The sequence below is a fragment of the Staphylococcus microti genome, from assembly GCF_000934465.1.
Lineage (GTDB): Bacteria > Bacillota > Bacilli > Staphylococcales > Staphylococcaceae > Staphylococcus > Staphylococcus microti.
Genome location: NZ_JXWY01000023.1, coordinates 1 through 14157 on the forward strand (window position 1 = coordinate 1; position 14157 = coordinate 14157).

Annotated in this window: 16 protein-coding genes; all 16 read right to left on the minus strand. The window is 32.9% G+C overall.

Annotated features, from left to right (window positions below; all coding sequences use genetic code 11):
- Positions 1–299 precede the first annotated feature (299 nt).
- Positions 300–767 (minus strand): IS30 family transposase, encoded by a 468-nt coding sequence (locus tag TP70_RS12210; RefSeq protein ID WP_169743600.1) that lies wholly within the window; start codon positions 765–767, stop codon positions 300–302.
- Positions 754–1269, minus strand: coding sequence for a helix-turn-helix domain-containing protein (locus TP70_RS12215; protein ID WP_044359337.1), 516 nt, complete (start codon positions 1267–1269; stop codon positions 754–756). The genes TP70_RS12210 and TP70_RS12215 overlap by 14 nt, the downstream gene beginning before the upstream one ends.
- A 100-nt stretch (positions 1270–1369) precedes the next feature.
- Positions 1370–1720, minus strand: coding sequence for a cystatin-like fold lipoprotein (locus TP70_RS03455; protein ID WP_044359339.1), 351 nt, complete (start codon positions 1718–1720; stop codon positions 1370–1372).
- 45 nt (positions 1721–1765) lie between these two features.
- Positions 1766–2356, minus strand: coding sequence for a TMF family protein (locus TP70_RS03460; protein WP_044359340.1), 591 nt, complete (start codon positions 2354–2356; stop codon positions 1766–1768).
- Between the two features lie 5 nt (positions 2357–2361).
- A complete protein-coding gene (locus TP70_RS03465; RefSeq protein ID WP_044359341.1) occupies positions 2362–3405 on the minus strand; it encodes a CHAP domain-containing protein in 1044 nt (347 codons plus the stop codon).
- Positions 3395–5233, minus strand: a complete 1839-nt coding sequence (locus TP70_RS03470) for a CD3337/EF1877 family mobilome membrane protein (protein WP_044359343.1) — start codon at positions 5231–5233, stop codon at positions 3395–3397. Before TP70_RS03470 ends, TP70_RS03465 begins: the two co-directional genes overlap by 11 nt.
- A 12-nt stretch (positions 5234–5245) precedes the next feature.
- Complete coding sequence (locus TP70_RS03475; RefSeq protein WP_044359344.1) at positions 5246–6640, minus strand: FtsK/SpoIIIE domain-containing protein; 1395 nt, start codon at positions 6638–6640, stop codon at positions 5246–5248.
- Positions 6641–7055: 415 nt separating this feature from the next.
- Positions 7056–9551 (minus strand): ATP-binding protein, encoded by a 2496-nt coding sequence (locus TP70_RS03480; RefSeq protein ID WP_044359345.1) that lies wholly within the window; start codon positions 9549–9551, stop codon positions 7056–7058.
- Positions 9552–9585: 34 nt separating this feature from the next.
- Positions 9586–9969 carry a TcpE family conjugal transfer membrane protein gene (locus tag TP70_RS03485; protein WP_044359347.1) on the minus strand — a complete coding sequence of 128 codons (384 nt, stop codon included), beginning with the start codon at positions 9967–9969 and terminating at the stop codon, positions 9586–9588.
- A 6-nt stretch (positions 9970–9975) separates the two neighbouring features.
- Positions 9976–10227: a TcpD family membrane protein gene (locus TP70_RS03490; RefSeq protein ID WP_044359349.1), complete on the minus strand. Its 252-nt coding sequence runs from the start codon at positions 10225–10227 to the stop codon at positions 9976–9978.
- Between the two features lie 4 nt (positions 10228–10231).
- Complete coding sequence (locus TP70_RS03495; protein ID WP_044359350.1) at positions 10232–11287, minus strand: conjugal transfer protein; 1056 nt, start codon at positions 11285–11287, stop codon at positions 10232–10234.
- A 44-nt stretch (positions 11288–11331) separates the two neighbouring features.
- On the minus strand, positions 11332–12414 hold the full coding sequence (locus TP70_RS03500) for a replication initiation factor domain-containing protein (protein WP_044359351.1): 1083 nt from the start codon (positions 12412–12414) through the stop codon (positions 11332–11334).
- Between the two features lie 174 nt (positions 12415–12588).
- Positions 12589–12891 (minus strand): hypothetical protein, encoded by a 303-nt coding sequence (locus TP70_RS03505; protein WP_044359353.1) that lies wholly within the window; start codon positions 12889–12891, stop codon positions 12589–12591.
- A gap of 3 nt (positions 12892–12894) precedes the next feature.
- Positions 12895–13230 carry a DUF961 family protein gene (locus TP70_RS03510; protein WP_044359354.1) on the minus strand — a complete coding sequence of 112 codons (336 nt, stop codon included), beginning with the start codon at positions 13228–13230 and terminating at the stop codon, positions 12895–12897.
- A gap of 54 nt (positions 13231–13284) precedes the next feature.
- Positions 13285–13554: a hypothetical protein gene (locus TP70_RS03515; protein WP_052502869.1), complete on the minus strand. Its 270-nt coding sequence runs from the start codon at positions 13552–13554 to the stop codon at positions 13285–13287.
- A gap of 154 nt (positions 13555–13708) precedes the next feature.
- Positions 13709–13993 (minus strand): hypothetical protein, encoded by a 285-nt coding sequence (locus tag TP70_RS03520; RefSeq protein ID WP_044359355.1) that lies wholly within the window; start codon positions 13991–13993, stop codon positions 13709–13711.
- Positions 13994–14157: the final 164 nt, after the last annotated feature.

A 14157-nucleotide genomic window follows, 5' to 3' on the forward strand; every position in this document is an offset into this window, starting at 1 on the left:
GGCGATGTGTCAACCCTAAATTTAAAATCTTTTTAATTTTTTTGTTTTTTGAAGCCTAAAATAAGCTATATATAATGTTTAAACAATATTCAAGATATAGAGAATAAAAATGTACAAAAACATCGATACCCTAAACAGTAAGTCACTATATTTTTTGCATGAATATACAAATTTTATTCATCTATCACTTCCGCACTCACTGTAAACCGTTCGCTTAGATTACATGTTAAGTAGTAACACGTTCGTACCTCACGAAGTTACTACTTAAACATGTTACAGTGGTGTGCTCGTAAGATAAATTAGTTGTGTTCATCAAACAACATATCTTCACTCGTCAAATAGTCGAAAATCATTCTCGGACGAGTATTAATCTGTTCTACCGCAACTTGTACCTCCATATCACTAACATCTTTAAAGTCTGTGCCTTTTGGGAAATATTGTCGCAATAAACCATTCGCATTTTCAATAGAACCACGTTGATAGGGTTTACCAGCATCGCTAAAGTACACGTCGCACAATAATTTATCTTCTATAATTTCATAAAGAGAAAACTCTTTCCCTTGGTCTAGCGTAATTGTTTTAGGAGATAAATGTTGTAATATATCTACAATCGCGTCACAAACGACATCACTTTGACGTGTATTTAATCTACGTGCGTATAAAAAACGTGTTTTACGCTCAATTATCGTTAATAAACAAGCTGTTGAAGGTCTTTTACTCCAAATCGTATCTACTTCATAATGACCGTATTCCTCACGCTTTTTCACCGAAGTAGGGTCTATACATAATTGCACGATCACCAACCTTAATCTTTCCACGTGTTTCAGTCGATTTATTGTGTTTTTTACCAGAACGACGTAAATCACGTTTAACATCGACTTTAACGATTCCTTCACGAATATAACGATAGATTGTCGGATAACTAATATACACACCTGTATCTTTTTTAATATGACTCGCAATCTGTCTTGGCGACCACTTTAAAGATAACTTTTCTTCTATATAAACTTTTGCTTCAGGTGTTAAAATACGTCGCTTCTCAAGGTCTTCTTCTGTATACTTTTTAGCTTCAATCGCTTGTTCTTGCGCAGCAACAGGGTCATATTCTCCATTTTCATCAGTACGCCTTTTCAACTCGCCCCAAATAACTTGATAATCTCGATTTAACAAATTAGCTATCTGTGTAATCGTTAAACCATCATCTATATATCTAGCAATCGCTAAGCGTGAATAATAATCAAGTTCTTCACGTCGTTTTCTTTTTTTCATATTAAGACACTCCTTTACATTCATATAAAATTTATTTAGAATAAATGTAAAGATTTGTTCAAATCAAGTCCGTGTTAATGTCATGCGGGACTTGATTTTTTTATTTTGAATTTTTTAATTCATAATCCGGCTTATTATTACGTTGATACTCCTCTTCATCAAAGTGATCTAATTCCTCAAATTCGCCAGTCGTTTCATTTATTTTAAAAGCATCAGCTGACATAGTATCACTATCCTTGAGAATATTATAATTAACCACAACTACTTTGCCATCTTCATAAACATAAAAATCAGCCTTATTTTCATCAAACTTTTTGAAAGTTTCATTTTCTTGAGTATTCCAATGTTTTTTTTCTAACGTACTAACTTTTTCAATTTCACTTTCATACTTATTGCCACAGGCAGTTAATACAAATACTAAAGCAATTATTAATACTAAAGTTTTCTTCATATTAATTCCTCCTTTAGGCAATTATAACCATGCACTTGACACAAATCAATAACCTAAAGGCTTCAAATTGAATCGTTGTAAATCATTGATTTTCCAGCCGTCGCCTGTTCTAACAAGGTCTAACTGAACAGAAGTAACACTATTTTCGACTTTGTCACTCGCTTCTGTGTCAAGTCGTTCATTAAATTGCACAAAGACTTTGTAATCATCTTTCTTAGGGTCATACGTATCAAAATACACATTAATATCACTTACTGTGATATCGTCAAACAGATTATACTTATCTTTGACATTGCCAAATAATGTATTATGATACTCATCAGTTACGAATGGTTTCAATGTCGCTGACTTTTCTTGAAATGATGTGCCTTTCTTCATTTCAAACATTGCTTTGACAAACGATTGTGCTGTTTCACGTATCCGTTTTTCATCTTCAGCAATAACCGTTTTAGATTGACGTTTGACTGTTTCGCTTAACCGGTCATTCGTTGCTTTTAAATCCGCTTTCTCTTTTTGTAAATGCGCAATTTGACTATCTTTTTGTTTGACTTGTTGATTTGTGATATTAAAGCCCAATAATACCGCACCAATCAACAAAACAGATATGATTAAAAAACTAATAATCTTACTTTTCATACACATCACTCCTTATCATGAATGAAAGAGTACCCATCAGTCATATCTAAAGTACGTTGATTTACTTTATAAGCACCTTCCCAGTTCATTTCTGAGATTTTAAATGTTTTACCACCATCACCTACACCAATAACCACAGCGACATGACCATACTGATTAGAATGACCACCTGCACCTTGTTCAGCGATAAATAATGCGCCAACAGCTGGTTTTGTATTCACTTTATAACCTTCTTCTTTTGCACGATCATTCCACTTATACGCATCATGCCAATACGTTGAAATAGGTTTACCCATCTTTTGACGAATACCAAACGCATACCAGGTACACTGACCTGCTGTGTATAAATTACCATTACCAGGGCTCGAATTTGACCAACTAGGCAATTTACCATTAAATTTAATGGATTTACCGCCACTATCACATGTCACTTTTGAATTAGACCCACCTAAGTCCTTCATAATTTTCTCAACAGTTGGAATCCAACGGGCATTCATGTTTTTAGGGTCGTTTGCTGCACCGATAGGGGCATACTTTGGACCAATCTTTTTAGGCGTGTTTAACCCTTCTGATAAATATAAATCATATAAATTTTTAGCCCCTGCATTCAACCCATCATCAATCGTTTTAAATGTTGAATCTTCAATCGAACGATTACCCATAACTGAAAGGGGGTTGTTTTGGCGTGTCGCATTTGCACCTTTACCCCAACCACTTTCACTTGCGATAATCGCCATAAAAAGGTTAACCGGTATTTTATGCTTTTTAGCGATTTTTTCTATATCTTTCCCTTTACCTTCAAGCGCACCACCTTGCGCATATTGATTAAACTTTTGAACACCACTTGAACCAACATCGCCACCTTGCACACTACAACCCGTTTCTTCTTCATCTGATGAATCACTAGGAGCAAATAAAAGCATTGCAACAATCGGCAATATACAAACAATAATCAAAAGTAATACAATAACATACTTAATTACTTTAAACTTCATACCAACAGGTGTTTTTTTAGCTAAATTTTTAGCTAATTGTTTTTTATTCACCATGTTTATTTTTTTCCTTTTGTTCTTTTAATCGTCTTTCAGCTTGTGATGAACGTTGAATCTGTTGGTTTGAAGTATGAACACTGTGCCTATTGCTGACTTGACGTTTCTGAATATCCGAATCATAAGCACTTTGAACGGCTCTTTTTTGTCGTTGTTCTGTCCTTGATTCTGAATAATGGCTAGTCGTTTGTGGTGAACGTTGTATATCTTTATGTGCAGTGCGTGTTGGTGGTCTAACATCTTGTTGTGTTGTTTTTTGAATATCATGCGTTTTTAGTGGTTCATTCGTATTCCCTTGATGATTTAAATCATGATATGTTGCTCGTCCATTATCAGTCTGTGATTGTTGTTGACTACGACGTTTCATCTGCTGACTATTTTGACGACGCATCATCACAGGGGACATAGTTGTTTGTTGTGTACGTTTTGGGTTAGATGCCATTATCTGTTTAGGTTCAGGTGATATTCTTTGATTTGCTCGTTTCTTTTGTTTGTTTTGACTTTCTTGATGACGCATCGCATTCCAACTATCTTGTGTTTTACGCATAGCTGTTTCACCAATTTGTGTTGCTGAAAAGCTTACATTACCACGAGACACAAAGCTAATAATTTGAGCCCGTTTTTTAAACAATACAATGAGTATCACAATCACAAAAATACAGTTTAAAAAATAGGCATTTTGGCTATCTGGCACGATAAACGTGTTCGCTAAATCAATACATAAGCCAACGATCACAAATAAAAACGTCATACATGTACTTAAAATCATATAACCCACTGTCTTAGCGAACGCTTTGAATACACTAATTTCAAAGCCTGGCCAAAAACTGATAATCCAGCTGAATGCCAAAAAGATAAATAAGAATAACGCAAACGTTGAAAAAATCAATTTCGCAAATGAAATAGATAAGAAGACAACGGACATAAACAGCGTAATTACAAAACCAATAATTGAAATGGCTAATTTCTGAAATACATAACCTTGCGTCATATACTTATTATTCCGCTTTTTTTCATCTACTTCATCTTTTACAATTTTTTCGATATTTTTCTGACCTTCTTCTGAATATTTTTCTTTCAATATATCATCAATGCGGTCTTTACCTTTTTCTTTGATTTCTTTTTCATTTACTGTCCCATAATTCATAACAAGATAGGTGCGATAAATCGTCATATCAAAATACTGATTACGTATATTGTTTAAACCCGAATTTTCATTGACGTAGTCAATATTACCGTTAATTGATGACGTACTATTCATAATAATATTGTTCAAATCTTTACCAATCGCATTTGTCCCACGAATAATTGAGCCCGCATTCGCCAAAATTCCGACGCCAAATCCAATTAAACAAAAGATAAGAAAACCACGTCTTAGGGCTTCTCTTACATTTCCTTGAACGCTAAAAATCACAAATGCATTAATACTGACAAGGACAAACAGTGTAACCATTAAATTTTGCGATAGATTTTCGTATATATCAGCGACAAATGTCCCGATTTTATCACCGAATTCATCTAAAACATCTAAGTTGAACAGTTCTCCAATCGCATAATCGGTAATACTTACTAGAATTTTTGACATACTAAAAAAGAAATCAGTCACATTATTAATTTGTCTACTGATTTCTTCTTCACCAAATGGATTCCAATCACCTTCTTCTTCATAAATTGAACGATAATTGCTTAAGTCATACTTTTCAATTTTAGGTTGTACTGAACGTGTGGGCTCGCCGATAGGGTTTGATACAGCATAAGCACTTATAGACGTTAACAGTACAAAAGGCAAAATTAAAAAGCATAAAAGATATGTTCCTTTACGCTTCATCTGACCACTCCTTTAAAATACCAATGTCTTTTTATCTTGATTTTCTACATCATTCTGTAATAAAATCTGTCTAACATCTTCCGCAAAATCATATTGTTCCATGAGTGGGGCGTCAAATAAAATAGGGTCATTATACTGTCCTAAAATAGAAATATAACCACGTCCTATATCGCTATCATCAATTGTCTGAAATGCCTTATCCGTTTGACCAAATGTCATTTTATAACCATCATTAGATAAATTACCAAGACTAACACGTAAACCTAATTGGTCTCGTATGCTACCCTTAATCACATCTGCATCGGGTCTTTGCGCAGTTAAAAACATAAAGACACCAGCTTGTCGACCTTTCATAATAATATTGACGAGATAATTATTCATCTCAGTCAATTCTTTTTTATCCAAAGTTGACGTAAATGCGGTGACTTCATCGAAGATGACAAAGTAGGGTGATAAATCAAAATTCCTAAAGTCACTCCCGATTTTATATTTTTCATTTGCCATCATCATTTGATAACGTGATTCCATTTCATCATTTGCTTCTCTTAATTGTTTTAAAATTTGCCCCTTTGTATCGGCCACTTTATCATTACCAATAACATTTTTCATAAAACTTAAATCAGACACTTTAGGGTCTAATAAACGTACTTCTGATTTACGTCTAAACAACTCACGGATAATATAAAATAAGAAGTATGTTTTTCCACCACCTGTAATACCCGTGACAAGTCCATGGGGTGCTTTAACAAAATCCCATGTAATTTGTTCAGTAATTGGAATTTTATTATCAGCTGAAATGTGTTTATGTGACTCATTATTGTCCATAACAATACGTTTTTTGTGTTTTAATGGCATGAACTCATATCTTAAATAGCGTCCAATATGTTGTTTTCTAACCAATTCACAGTTAAACATTGGTTCTATAATATTTTCTAATTCAAGATAATAGTCTTGAAAGCGTGAACCATCTTTTTTTATGTGTAAAACAAATGATTTTTTACCACGTTTATAAAACAAAGTAGGGTAATAATCATACTCTGTCTTTTTAAACTCAACATTCAAGTATTCGGTTGTTTTTCTTAACAAAGTACCACTAAACCAGCCTCGTGTCTCAATCATTTCAGCCAAATCTTTTGTTTTAAATCGCAATAAAAATTGCCCAACGAATTTAAAAACCACAAACACTAGTAAAGTGCCGATTATTAGATACAATAAATGTGGTTTAACATACATATAAATCTGTTGGATATCAGTGTTTACTTGATTTTTGGGATAACCTACATATAATTTATAAATACGATACGCTAAAAATAACAATGCGAATCCACTCGCAAATACAAAATCAACATATTTATGATGCGGTTGTATACGTACTCCTTTAAAAAAGGCAATTTCATTTATCGCCATTAAATCACTCCTTCCATAAAAAAGCACATACAATATAAATTGTATGTACCTATAAACTATATTAATTTAAATATCTCTCTTTGTGCTCTAGAAATAGAATAAATCATTTTACTCAACTCATCAGTTAAATGTTTTCTATATATAACACTTCCATTACCATTATTTTTCATAACCAAATGGACAGTCCTAGATAATGGTTATCTAGAAATTATCGAATTCTTAAATAATCTATAAACGAAAATAAAAAGAAGGCCTGTGAAATATAATACTGCTATTAATATAAATAAATTTACTAGTGAGTAATCATTAGTAGATATCAAACTTAATATTATTATACCAGCTATTGTGCACCATAAAAAACACAGCAACAAATAAAAAATTAAAATTACTAATTTTATAACATTAACCTACCTTTCTACATCGCAAATTTTTCTTCTGCTTTACTACTTGCGGAATCTTCTTGTGTTCTAAATGCTTCTGTCATTTCTTCAAAAGGACAGTGGACAACCATTTTACCGACACGACCATAAAAGTCACTGAATATACATTGTCCTTTCTTTAAATCTTTCAACATTTCCATATTTTCAGGTGATTCTTCTGAATACTCTAAGCCAAGTGATTTAAGAATATCTTCACGTTCATCTTTTTCATCAAATGCAAAATGACAACCAAAGTTACCACCGTCGTCATCAGCCTTATCTTTAACCGATTGTGTAATAAACACAAGACTATTATTTTCAGAACGACCTGTCCGCTTAATACGTTTACCAACTTTTTTACCTTGTCGGCTCGCACTAAATGCCCAACCCTCATCAATAAATAATGTTGTTTGAATTTCACGACGTGAACCGAATTTTTCTAAGAATTTACCAATCAACAACATTAATGTAATCCCATTTTTCTCACTTGTTGAATATCCACTCGGGTCATCTTCTGATTTCGGCATATCTAAACCTTTTACCTGTAAAATGGTGGCTTTATTTTCAATGTTTAACGCATCATTCTTACCATAACCAAACACCAGTTTCAAAATATTATTTTGTGTTTTCTCAAATAATAAATCACCCGCATTTCTAACATGTTCATCATCATCATTTTGTAGTTGTTGAATCACGTTTAATGAACCGACTTGCTTACCACTTTCTCGTTGTTCAATAATCTCTGTAATAGCTTTATAAATAGCTGTTTCGATATGGTGATAATTCTCAAACGATTTAATCTCATCAAATACAGATTTCAACATTTCATTCGCTTCAATCCCATTCAAAAAGACAATCGGGTCTAAACAACCAAAGTTACTTTCATCTTGATAATCTAATGTGACATATTTAAATGTTTTTAGGTGCGCAATAAATAGGGGATATTTCTTCTGCATATCCTCATTTTGCGTCACACGGTCGAACCACTCCGCAAATTCAGATTTCGGGTCCCAATAAATCATTTGACCTTTAAAAAATGATGTATAAATCCAAAGTAACTTGGCTAAAAAGGATTTACCTTTACCAGTTTGACCCGTAATTAATACATGTGGACTATCACTTACAGCGCCTTTTATCCCTTTAGCCGCAAGCAACAAACTAAAAAGAATAATATCACGAGAACTTGCGATTGATTCTTCAAGTGACACCGACCGTAAGAATTTATCAATACGACCAATATAAAAGCCTGTCTTGGTACCTAACGATTGTGATACGCCAAATAGGTTTTCCGCAATACCCGTTGCCGTTGTTCGTTGTAACCAATACTTATTGATAAATAAAGGGTTACCGTGTAAACATTGATAGAAAAGTTGTAATTGGTCCGCTAAAGGATTTACCGCATATATTTGTGTTTCTTTTAAACGTTTAATTAATTGTTTCGCTTTACGCTTACAATCTTTATAACTATCACCTTTAATCACAAACATAAAAACCCATTCCATAAATACACCAGCACCATTTACTTCACGTTCCATTTGGTCTAATACAAACAAGTTGTCTTGCACATCTTCTGACGCATTATCACCCGTGCTTTGTTTCTCTTTTGCTTGTTGTCGTTGATTTGTTTTGGCACGATCAAATTTCTGTTTGATTTTATCGTTTTCAACAATTTTTGCTTTTACATGACATTCAACAGGAAAGGACATATTTTGTCCTTTTTCAAACAAATGTGTATATTCCATATCTAACGGAAAATCATCTACAATGACTGTTGTTGTATAAAACGTTTCATGTTCATTTTCAATTTCTAAAACACTTAATTTAGTAGGGTCTATCACCGCGTTATAAATGTCTGTCTTAGCACGTTTAGATGATTGGTCTTGCACATCGTGTGTCGCGTTACTGATAAACGGTTTACGAACAATATATGCCAACTCATTCTCAGTTAATCGTTCACCACCTAAACTTAAAAAGCTATCTGCTAAATCTTTTTCAAAGCTTTTATACTTACTTAATATTTTTTCATCGAGATTAACATCAAAGCCTAAATGACTCACCATTTTTTCAGCCGTATCCGTTAATGTTGTTTTCACAATTTCTTTAATTGTTACCGCATCATCAGCCAATTCTTTCAATTTCACACCCATGACAAATGAGTTATGCGTAATCATTTGTAATTCTTGTTCAAGGACATCTATTGTCTCTTTTGAGTAATATTCAGCAACATCAAATGCTTCATCATCAAAATCTTGACTAATTTCTTTAAATTTATTACGTAAGTCTAGGTCATGGTCATACATTTCAAAATGAAATTCTTGATACCCTTTGATAGATTCCAAAAAGTATTTCATACGTTTTTTAGATGCTTCTTTCGCATTATAATTTGCGGTAGATATTGACTCTGAACGCACACGATAGTATGCCCAAACATCACCCGACTTTGTAAGTAATAAATTGTCTTTTAAACCTGCATAAGGTGCTTTTAAATTCATATCATCCCTCCAAAAAAATAAACCCGAAAGGGGCTTATTTAAACGTTATTTTTTTAGTTGCGTAATGCAAAGCATCATCATAACAATATTTCACTTTTTTAAATTGAATATTGTACACATACTTTATAAAATCTACTAAAAAGTAATATAATTTTTTGCCATCTTGTTTAAGCTTGACAAGATATTTAGTTGCGTAATAAGGGAGTATCAAAAAGTAAATAATCGGTAATCCTTTAACTGACATCACAATCGGTTTTAAAAAAGCGAAAAACAACAATGTTTCTATTAAAATTAACACAAAGAATGTACCCCAAAAGTCTAAACGAATCCCTTTATTAAATCGGATTTTATCTGTAAATTCGTACATGACAATCGGTTGTTCAAACGTACGTTTTAAGTTGTAAGCTTTTTTATCCAATAGATATCAGCCTCCAAAAATCATTTTCCAAATACTTGAAATGCCGTTTAGTACCGTTTCAGGTCCCATACTAACTAAGAAGAAAAGACCACCAATCACAAATAACCCAATCATACGACCATGCTTCCCTTGTGACCAATACGTTAAGCCAACAATCACAACAATAATGCCAACTAATGTCCCTGCTTGGTCAAAAATCCAATCACCTAAACCACTAATTGACGGGACACCTAATAATAAACTTGATAAATAATTCATCGTTTTAACCTCCTAATGTATTTGTCATCTTGGTAACATAGTATTTACCATCTTTTTTTGTTATTTCTAACGTATAGCGTTCTAAGTTCTCAATAGGCGAACCTTTATCTTTCATTAACACTTCAACTTTCGCTGTATAATCATTACCATTCGGATAAAGTCTTAAATCTTTAATACTTCCGACTTCTCTTGTCCCTTCCAAACCAACAGGGTTATCCATTAGATACGCCATGTCTTCTGACTTACTACTAGCGTATTTTTCAAAGAAATCATTAATAAACGCTTTGATTTTTGGATTATCTTCCCGCTTATTATCTCTTAAGTTATCATCCACCATTTTAGATTTATTAAGATGAATGTTAGGGATTGGCGTGAAAAAGGGCTGTTCGATAATGACAAATTTATCTTTGTCACTTTGAATTGGTATGTTTAGAAGTAAGTTTTGATTGACTTTGTGTTCTTTCTCTTCTGTCTTTGTTTCATATGCATCTTTGTCTTTTTCATTTTCTTTTTTCTTCTTCACTTTAACCTCCTTTGTTTCAACAAAGGTGACATCATAGTTAACGATATATTGAATGATCGTTTGTTTGTTTTTTCGAGTAATGTTGTAAAATTCTTTACTATTTAATTGACGTTGTGCTTCATCGGGCTTTTCATCTGAGTTTTTATAATCTGAAGGGAAGAATTTAACTAATTCATTTGTGCGTGTTTCAAATTCTTTCGTATCCTTTGGAATATTCATATATAAATCAATGAAATCATCTGCATATAACTTTAATTTCGGACTATACTGAACAGATTCAGCATTATCTTCATAGTTTTTTTGAATTTGTGCAACCTTTTGTGTCGCATCATGACTTTTATCATTCGCTTTTGTCGCTTTAATAAATGACGCCAAAAGTAGAATAAATAAGATGATTAAAAAGCCGTAAAATATACCAACAATTAATTTACGTTTGTCTTTAAATTTTGGTAGCTGTCGATTATGTTCCGTAGGTACATCATAACGTTTCCCATTTTTAGAAAATCGTGATAATATGTGCTTACGGGTAAAATGCATAATCTTATTCCTTATATTTTTGATAACGATACCCCCTTAAGAACTTATCTTGACGATAGGTTCTTTTTTCTTTTTAGTTCTTCTAAATAAAGATTAATTCTTTCTGTATGTTCATCATTAAATGACGAATGCGCTAAAATCTTGTCCAGAAAATCCGTGTTTTCAAGAAGTCCTTCAGATAATGCCATTGCTTCAGCAGTCAGCACAGTATCTAAAGTAGTGGCCACTTGTCTACACAACCAATCAATATTATCTTCAATTGATTTCAAACTTGGTTTCATGCTTAATGATATTTTATCTGCGCCATTCACAAATCTTTGCCATTCTTGATAAACCGGCCATCTTGATTTTCGACTATCTTTTTTATCCTTTGGTTCAGAAACAAAACGCATACTGTTATTTAAAATACTTCTAACAATATCAGATATACTTGATGTTTCTTCTAAAATCTTGGCACAATTTTCTGCATTACTTCGACGCATTTGTATTTCATATCGATTCCAATCACCAAATTCTTCAACAGAAAGCTTAAATTTATAAGCCATTTCATAATTTTTTTCATAAAAGCGACAGTACATATCGCTCTTTTTAGAACCGATGTAAAAGGTTGCGCCTTTTGTTTGACCATCAGTAAGTTTAAAGCCTGAAATAACATTACCAGCCCTAAATTTTGAAATACATTCACCGTGCTGTGCTTTCTTTATTAATCTCGGTATTTTTAAATACGGTTTTGTGTCATCAATTGCGATATCAATTCGTGTAAAACGTGCTTGTTTCATTGCGCAACGTTTAAAAAAATCTTGCCAATTTTCACCAGAACTGATTAAGTAATGTTCAAACTCTCGACAAGCTGAACCAGATAATTGTAAATGAAATCCCATTGTCTCATCTGCGTCAGAATAAAAGATTTTGATGTTACCAAAAGTATAGCTACGATTATAAAAATACAATCCTTTATTGTGATGTTTAAAGACTGCCCGAGGCAGTTTCAAAACATCCTCCATTATGGTGAAAATCGAGGGTACCATGAATGTCACTTGAACCCAGTCAACGATTGCCTCCAAGCCACTTTCGTTTGGTTTCTCTACCCCCCTATTAGTAAGGGGGGTAGAAGGTGAATTTTCCATATAAAATCCTCCTATCAAATCGCAAGCGATTTGATAACTTAGGCATACGCATGGCTTTCTTTACGCGTCTTTGTCGCAGGCTCCGCCCAAATGCGAATCGCACTCCGTGCTTGCATTTCTGCGCCTGCAGACGCTAAAAGCCTAGCGAGCCTAAGTTAACAACGACTTAACGAGTTAAACAAATATATCCCCAACATAAATACAATCAGACAAATCGACTTGTAGTAAACGTCCATATCCAGCTTCTTTCAAACCAAAACACAATAAGCAAATATCGGAATAGACTCTAGGTCTTCCCGATTTAAAATTGCTTTTAACGTAGTTATCATTAAACTTTTTTTGTATTTCTTTGGAGAGTGTCAATAAAGATAATTCATCACCTGTGTTAATTCTAGATGCAATATATGCCAGCATACCTTCAGATAATTTTAAATTAACAGCATAAGGTGCTAATCTATCAGCTGTGTAAAAGTCCATACATTATCCTTGTGGTGCTGATTTTTTTACTGTAATCGTACCTATCTGTTTAATATCTTCTGCTTTAATACTTGGCATAATTGTTTGGAAATCTCCTGATGACTGGATATACTGATTAATGTCAACACCGACTACTTCACATAGACACATTCTATCTAACTTCACTTCTTTCGGAATTTTCACGGTGATTGGATCAGATTGTCCAGACGATGCCAACTTATACGCATAAATCTTTTTATCTGTTTTTTCTCCGCCTTCATATTTAAACTTCTCATCTACACCAATAAAATACAAATCACCTAATGTTTTTTCTAAATCAAATACTGGATTCCATGCCATAATAAACGCCTCATTTCTTTAAATTTTTATTTGTTTTCTACGCTGAAAATGTCATCAGCTAAAAATTGTACGTAAAAATGAATAACCTGTTTTTTCATCTTCTTGTATATATGATTTAAACGAAAGATTAGAAAGCTCAATACGTTCTAAATGTTTAAATCTTTTACTGTTAGGAATTCTAACAGTGACTTTGTCGTTAATATCTACACACTCAATCGTGTACAAATAATATGTGTCACCTGTTTTTGATGTTTCTTTTACATGAGATAAATAACGATATACGTCACCTAACATTGGTTTCGCATATTTAATTAACGCAGTCATCAATAACCACCTCACTCATCGTTATAAATAGGCAGACCTATACAAATTTAATTTTTAGGGTCGCACGAATAGGAATAGTCCCGAATCCGTACCACTGCATTTTTGATAATGGAGTTTCTATGCTTCTCCTGACCTATACTATTTTTAGTTCAATCTAACGGTTCATCACCTCAAAAAATTCTAAGTCTTCAATTGAAATATGATACATCTTACAAATGAATGAATTAGAAACACCATATTTCTTTAAAAATTTATAATCCTTATAAGTGAATCGAAAATCATTTTTACGCATCATTTCACAAACCTCTAATATACGAAAATATGCAATATTATACATTTTACAAATTTTTCGTTTTGAAATATTGTGATAACGTAAAATAACAAATTCACGATAATCTAATCCATTAAAATTAGAAAAAGACGGTGTAAATTCTGTCATAATCATCAATTCCTTTCATAAGAATCATTAATTACTTACAGTTTACACCGCCTATTAAAACAAAAGCCCATACTCTTAGTTTTGAGTACAGGCTCACATTGCCTTAACTCCTCCTATGACACCATCATAGTGGGAGTTAATTATTTAGTTAATGGTCTTTTTTT

Bases quoted from the DNA above. Each gene is read 5' to 3' on its own strand.
- TP70_RS12215 (WP_044359337.1), bottom strand. From the start codon at position 1,269: ATGAAAAAAAGAAAACGACGTGAAGAACTTGATTATTATTCACGCTTA.
- TP70_RS03455 (WP_044359339.1), bottom strand. From the start codon at position 1,720: ATGAAGAAAACTTTAGTATTAATAATTGCTTTAGTATTTGTATTAACT.
- TP70_RS03460 (WP_044359340.1), bottom strand. From the start codon at position 2,356: ATGAAAAGTAAGATTATTAGTTTTTTAATCATATCTGTTTTGTTGATT.
- TP70_RS03465 (WP_044359341.1), bottom strand. From the start codon at position 3,405: ATGGTGAATAAAAAACAATTAGCTAAAAATTTAGCTAAAAAAACACCT.
- TP70_RS03470 (WP_044359343.1), bottom strand. From the start codon at position 5,233: ATGAAGCGTAAAGGAACATATCTTTTATGCTTTTTAATTTTGCCTTTT.
- TP70_RS03475 (WP_044359344.1), bottom strand. From the start codon at position 6,640: ATGGCGATAAATGAAATTGCCTTTTTTAAAGGAGTACGTATACAACCG.
- TP70_RS03480 (WP_044359345.1), bottom strand. From the start codon at position 9,551: ATGAATTTAAAAGCACCTTATGCAGGTTTAAAAGACAATTTATTACTT.
- TP70_RS03490 (WP_044359349.1), bottom strand. From the start codon at position 10,227: ATGAATTATTTATCAAGTTTATTATTAGGTGTCCCGTCAATTAGTGGT.
- TP70_RS03495 (WP_044359350.1), bottom strand. From the start codon at position 11,287: ATGCATTTTACCCGTAAGCACATATTATCACGATTTTCTAAAAATGGG.
- TP70_RS03500 (WP_044359351.1), bottom strand. From the start codon at position 12,414: ATGGAAAATTCACCTTCTACCCCCCTTACTAATAGGGGGGTAGAGAAA.
- TP70_RS03505 (WP_044359353.1), bottom strand. From the start codon at position 12,891: ATGGACTTTTACACAGCTGATAGATTAGCACCTTATGCTGTTAATTTA.
- TP70_RS03510 (WP_044359354.1), bottom strand. From the start codon at position 13,230: ATGGCATGGAATCCAGTATTTGATTTAGAAAAAACATTAGGTGATTTG.
- TP70_RS03515 (WP_052502869.1), bottom strand. From the start codon at position 13,554: ATGACTGCGTTAATTAAATATGCGAAACCAATGTTAGGTGACGTATAT.
- TP70_RS03520 (WP_044359355.1), bottom strand. From the start codon at position 13,993: ATGACAGAATTTACACCGTCTTTTTCTAATTTTAATGGATTAGATTAT.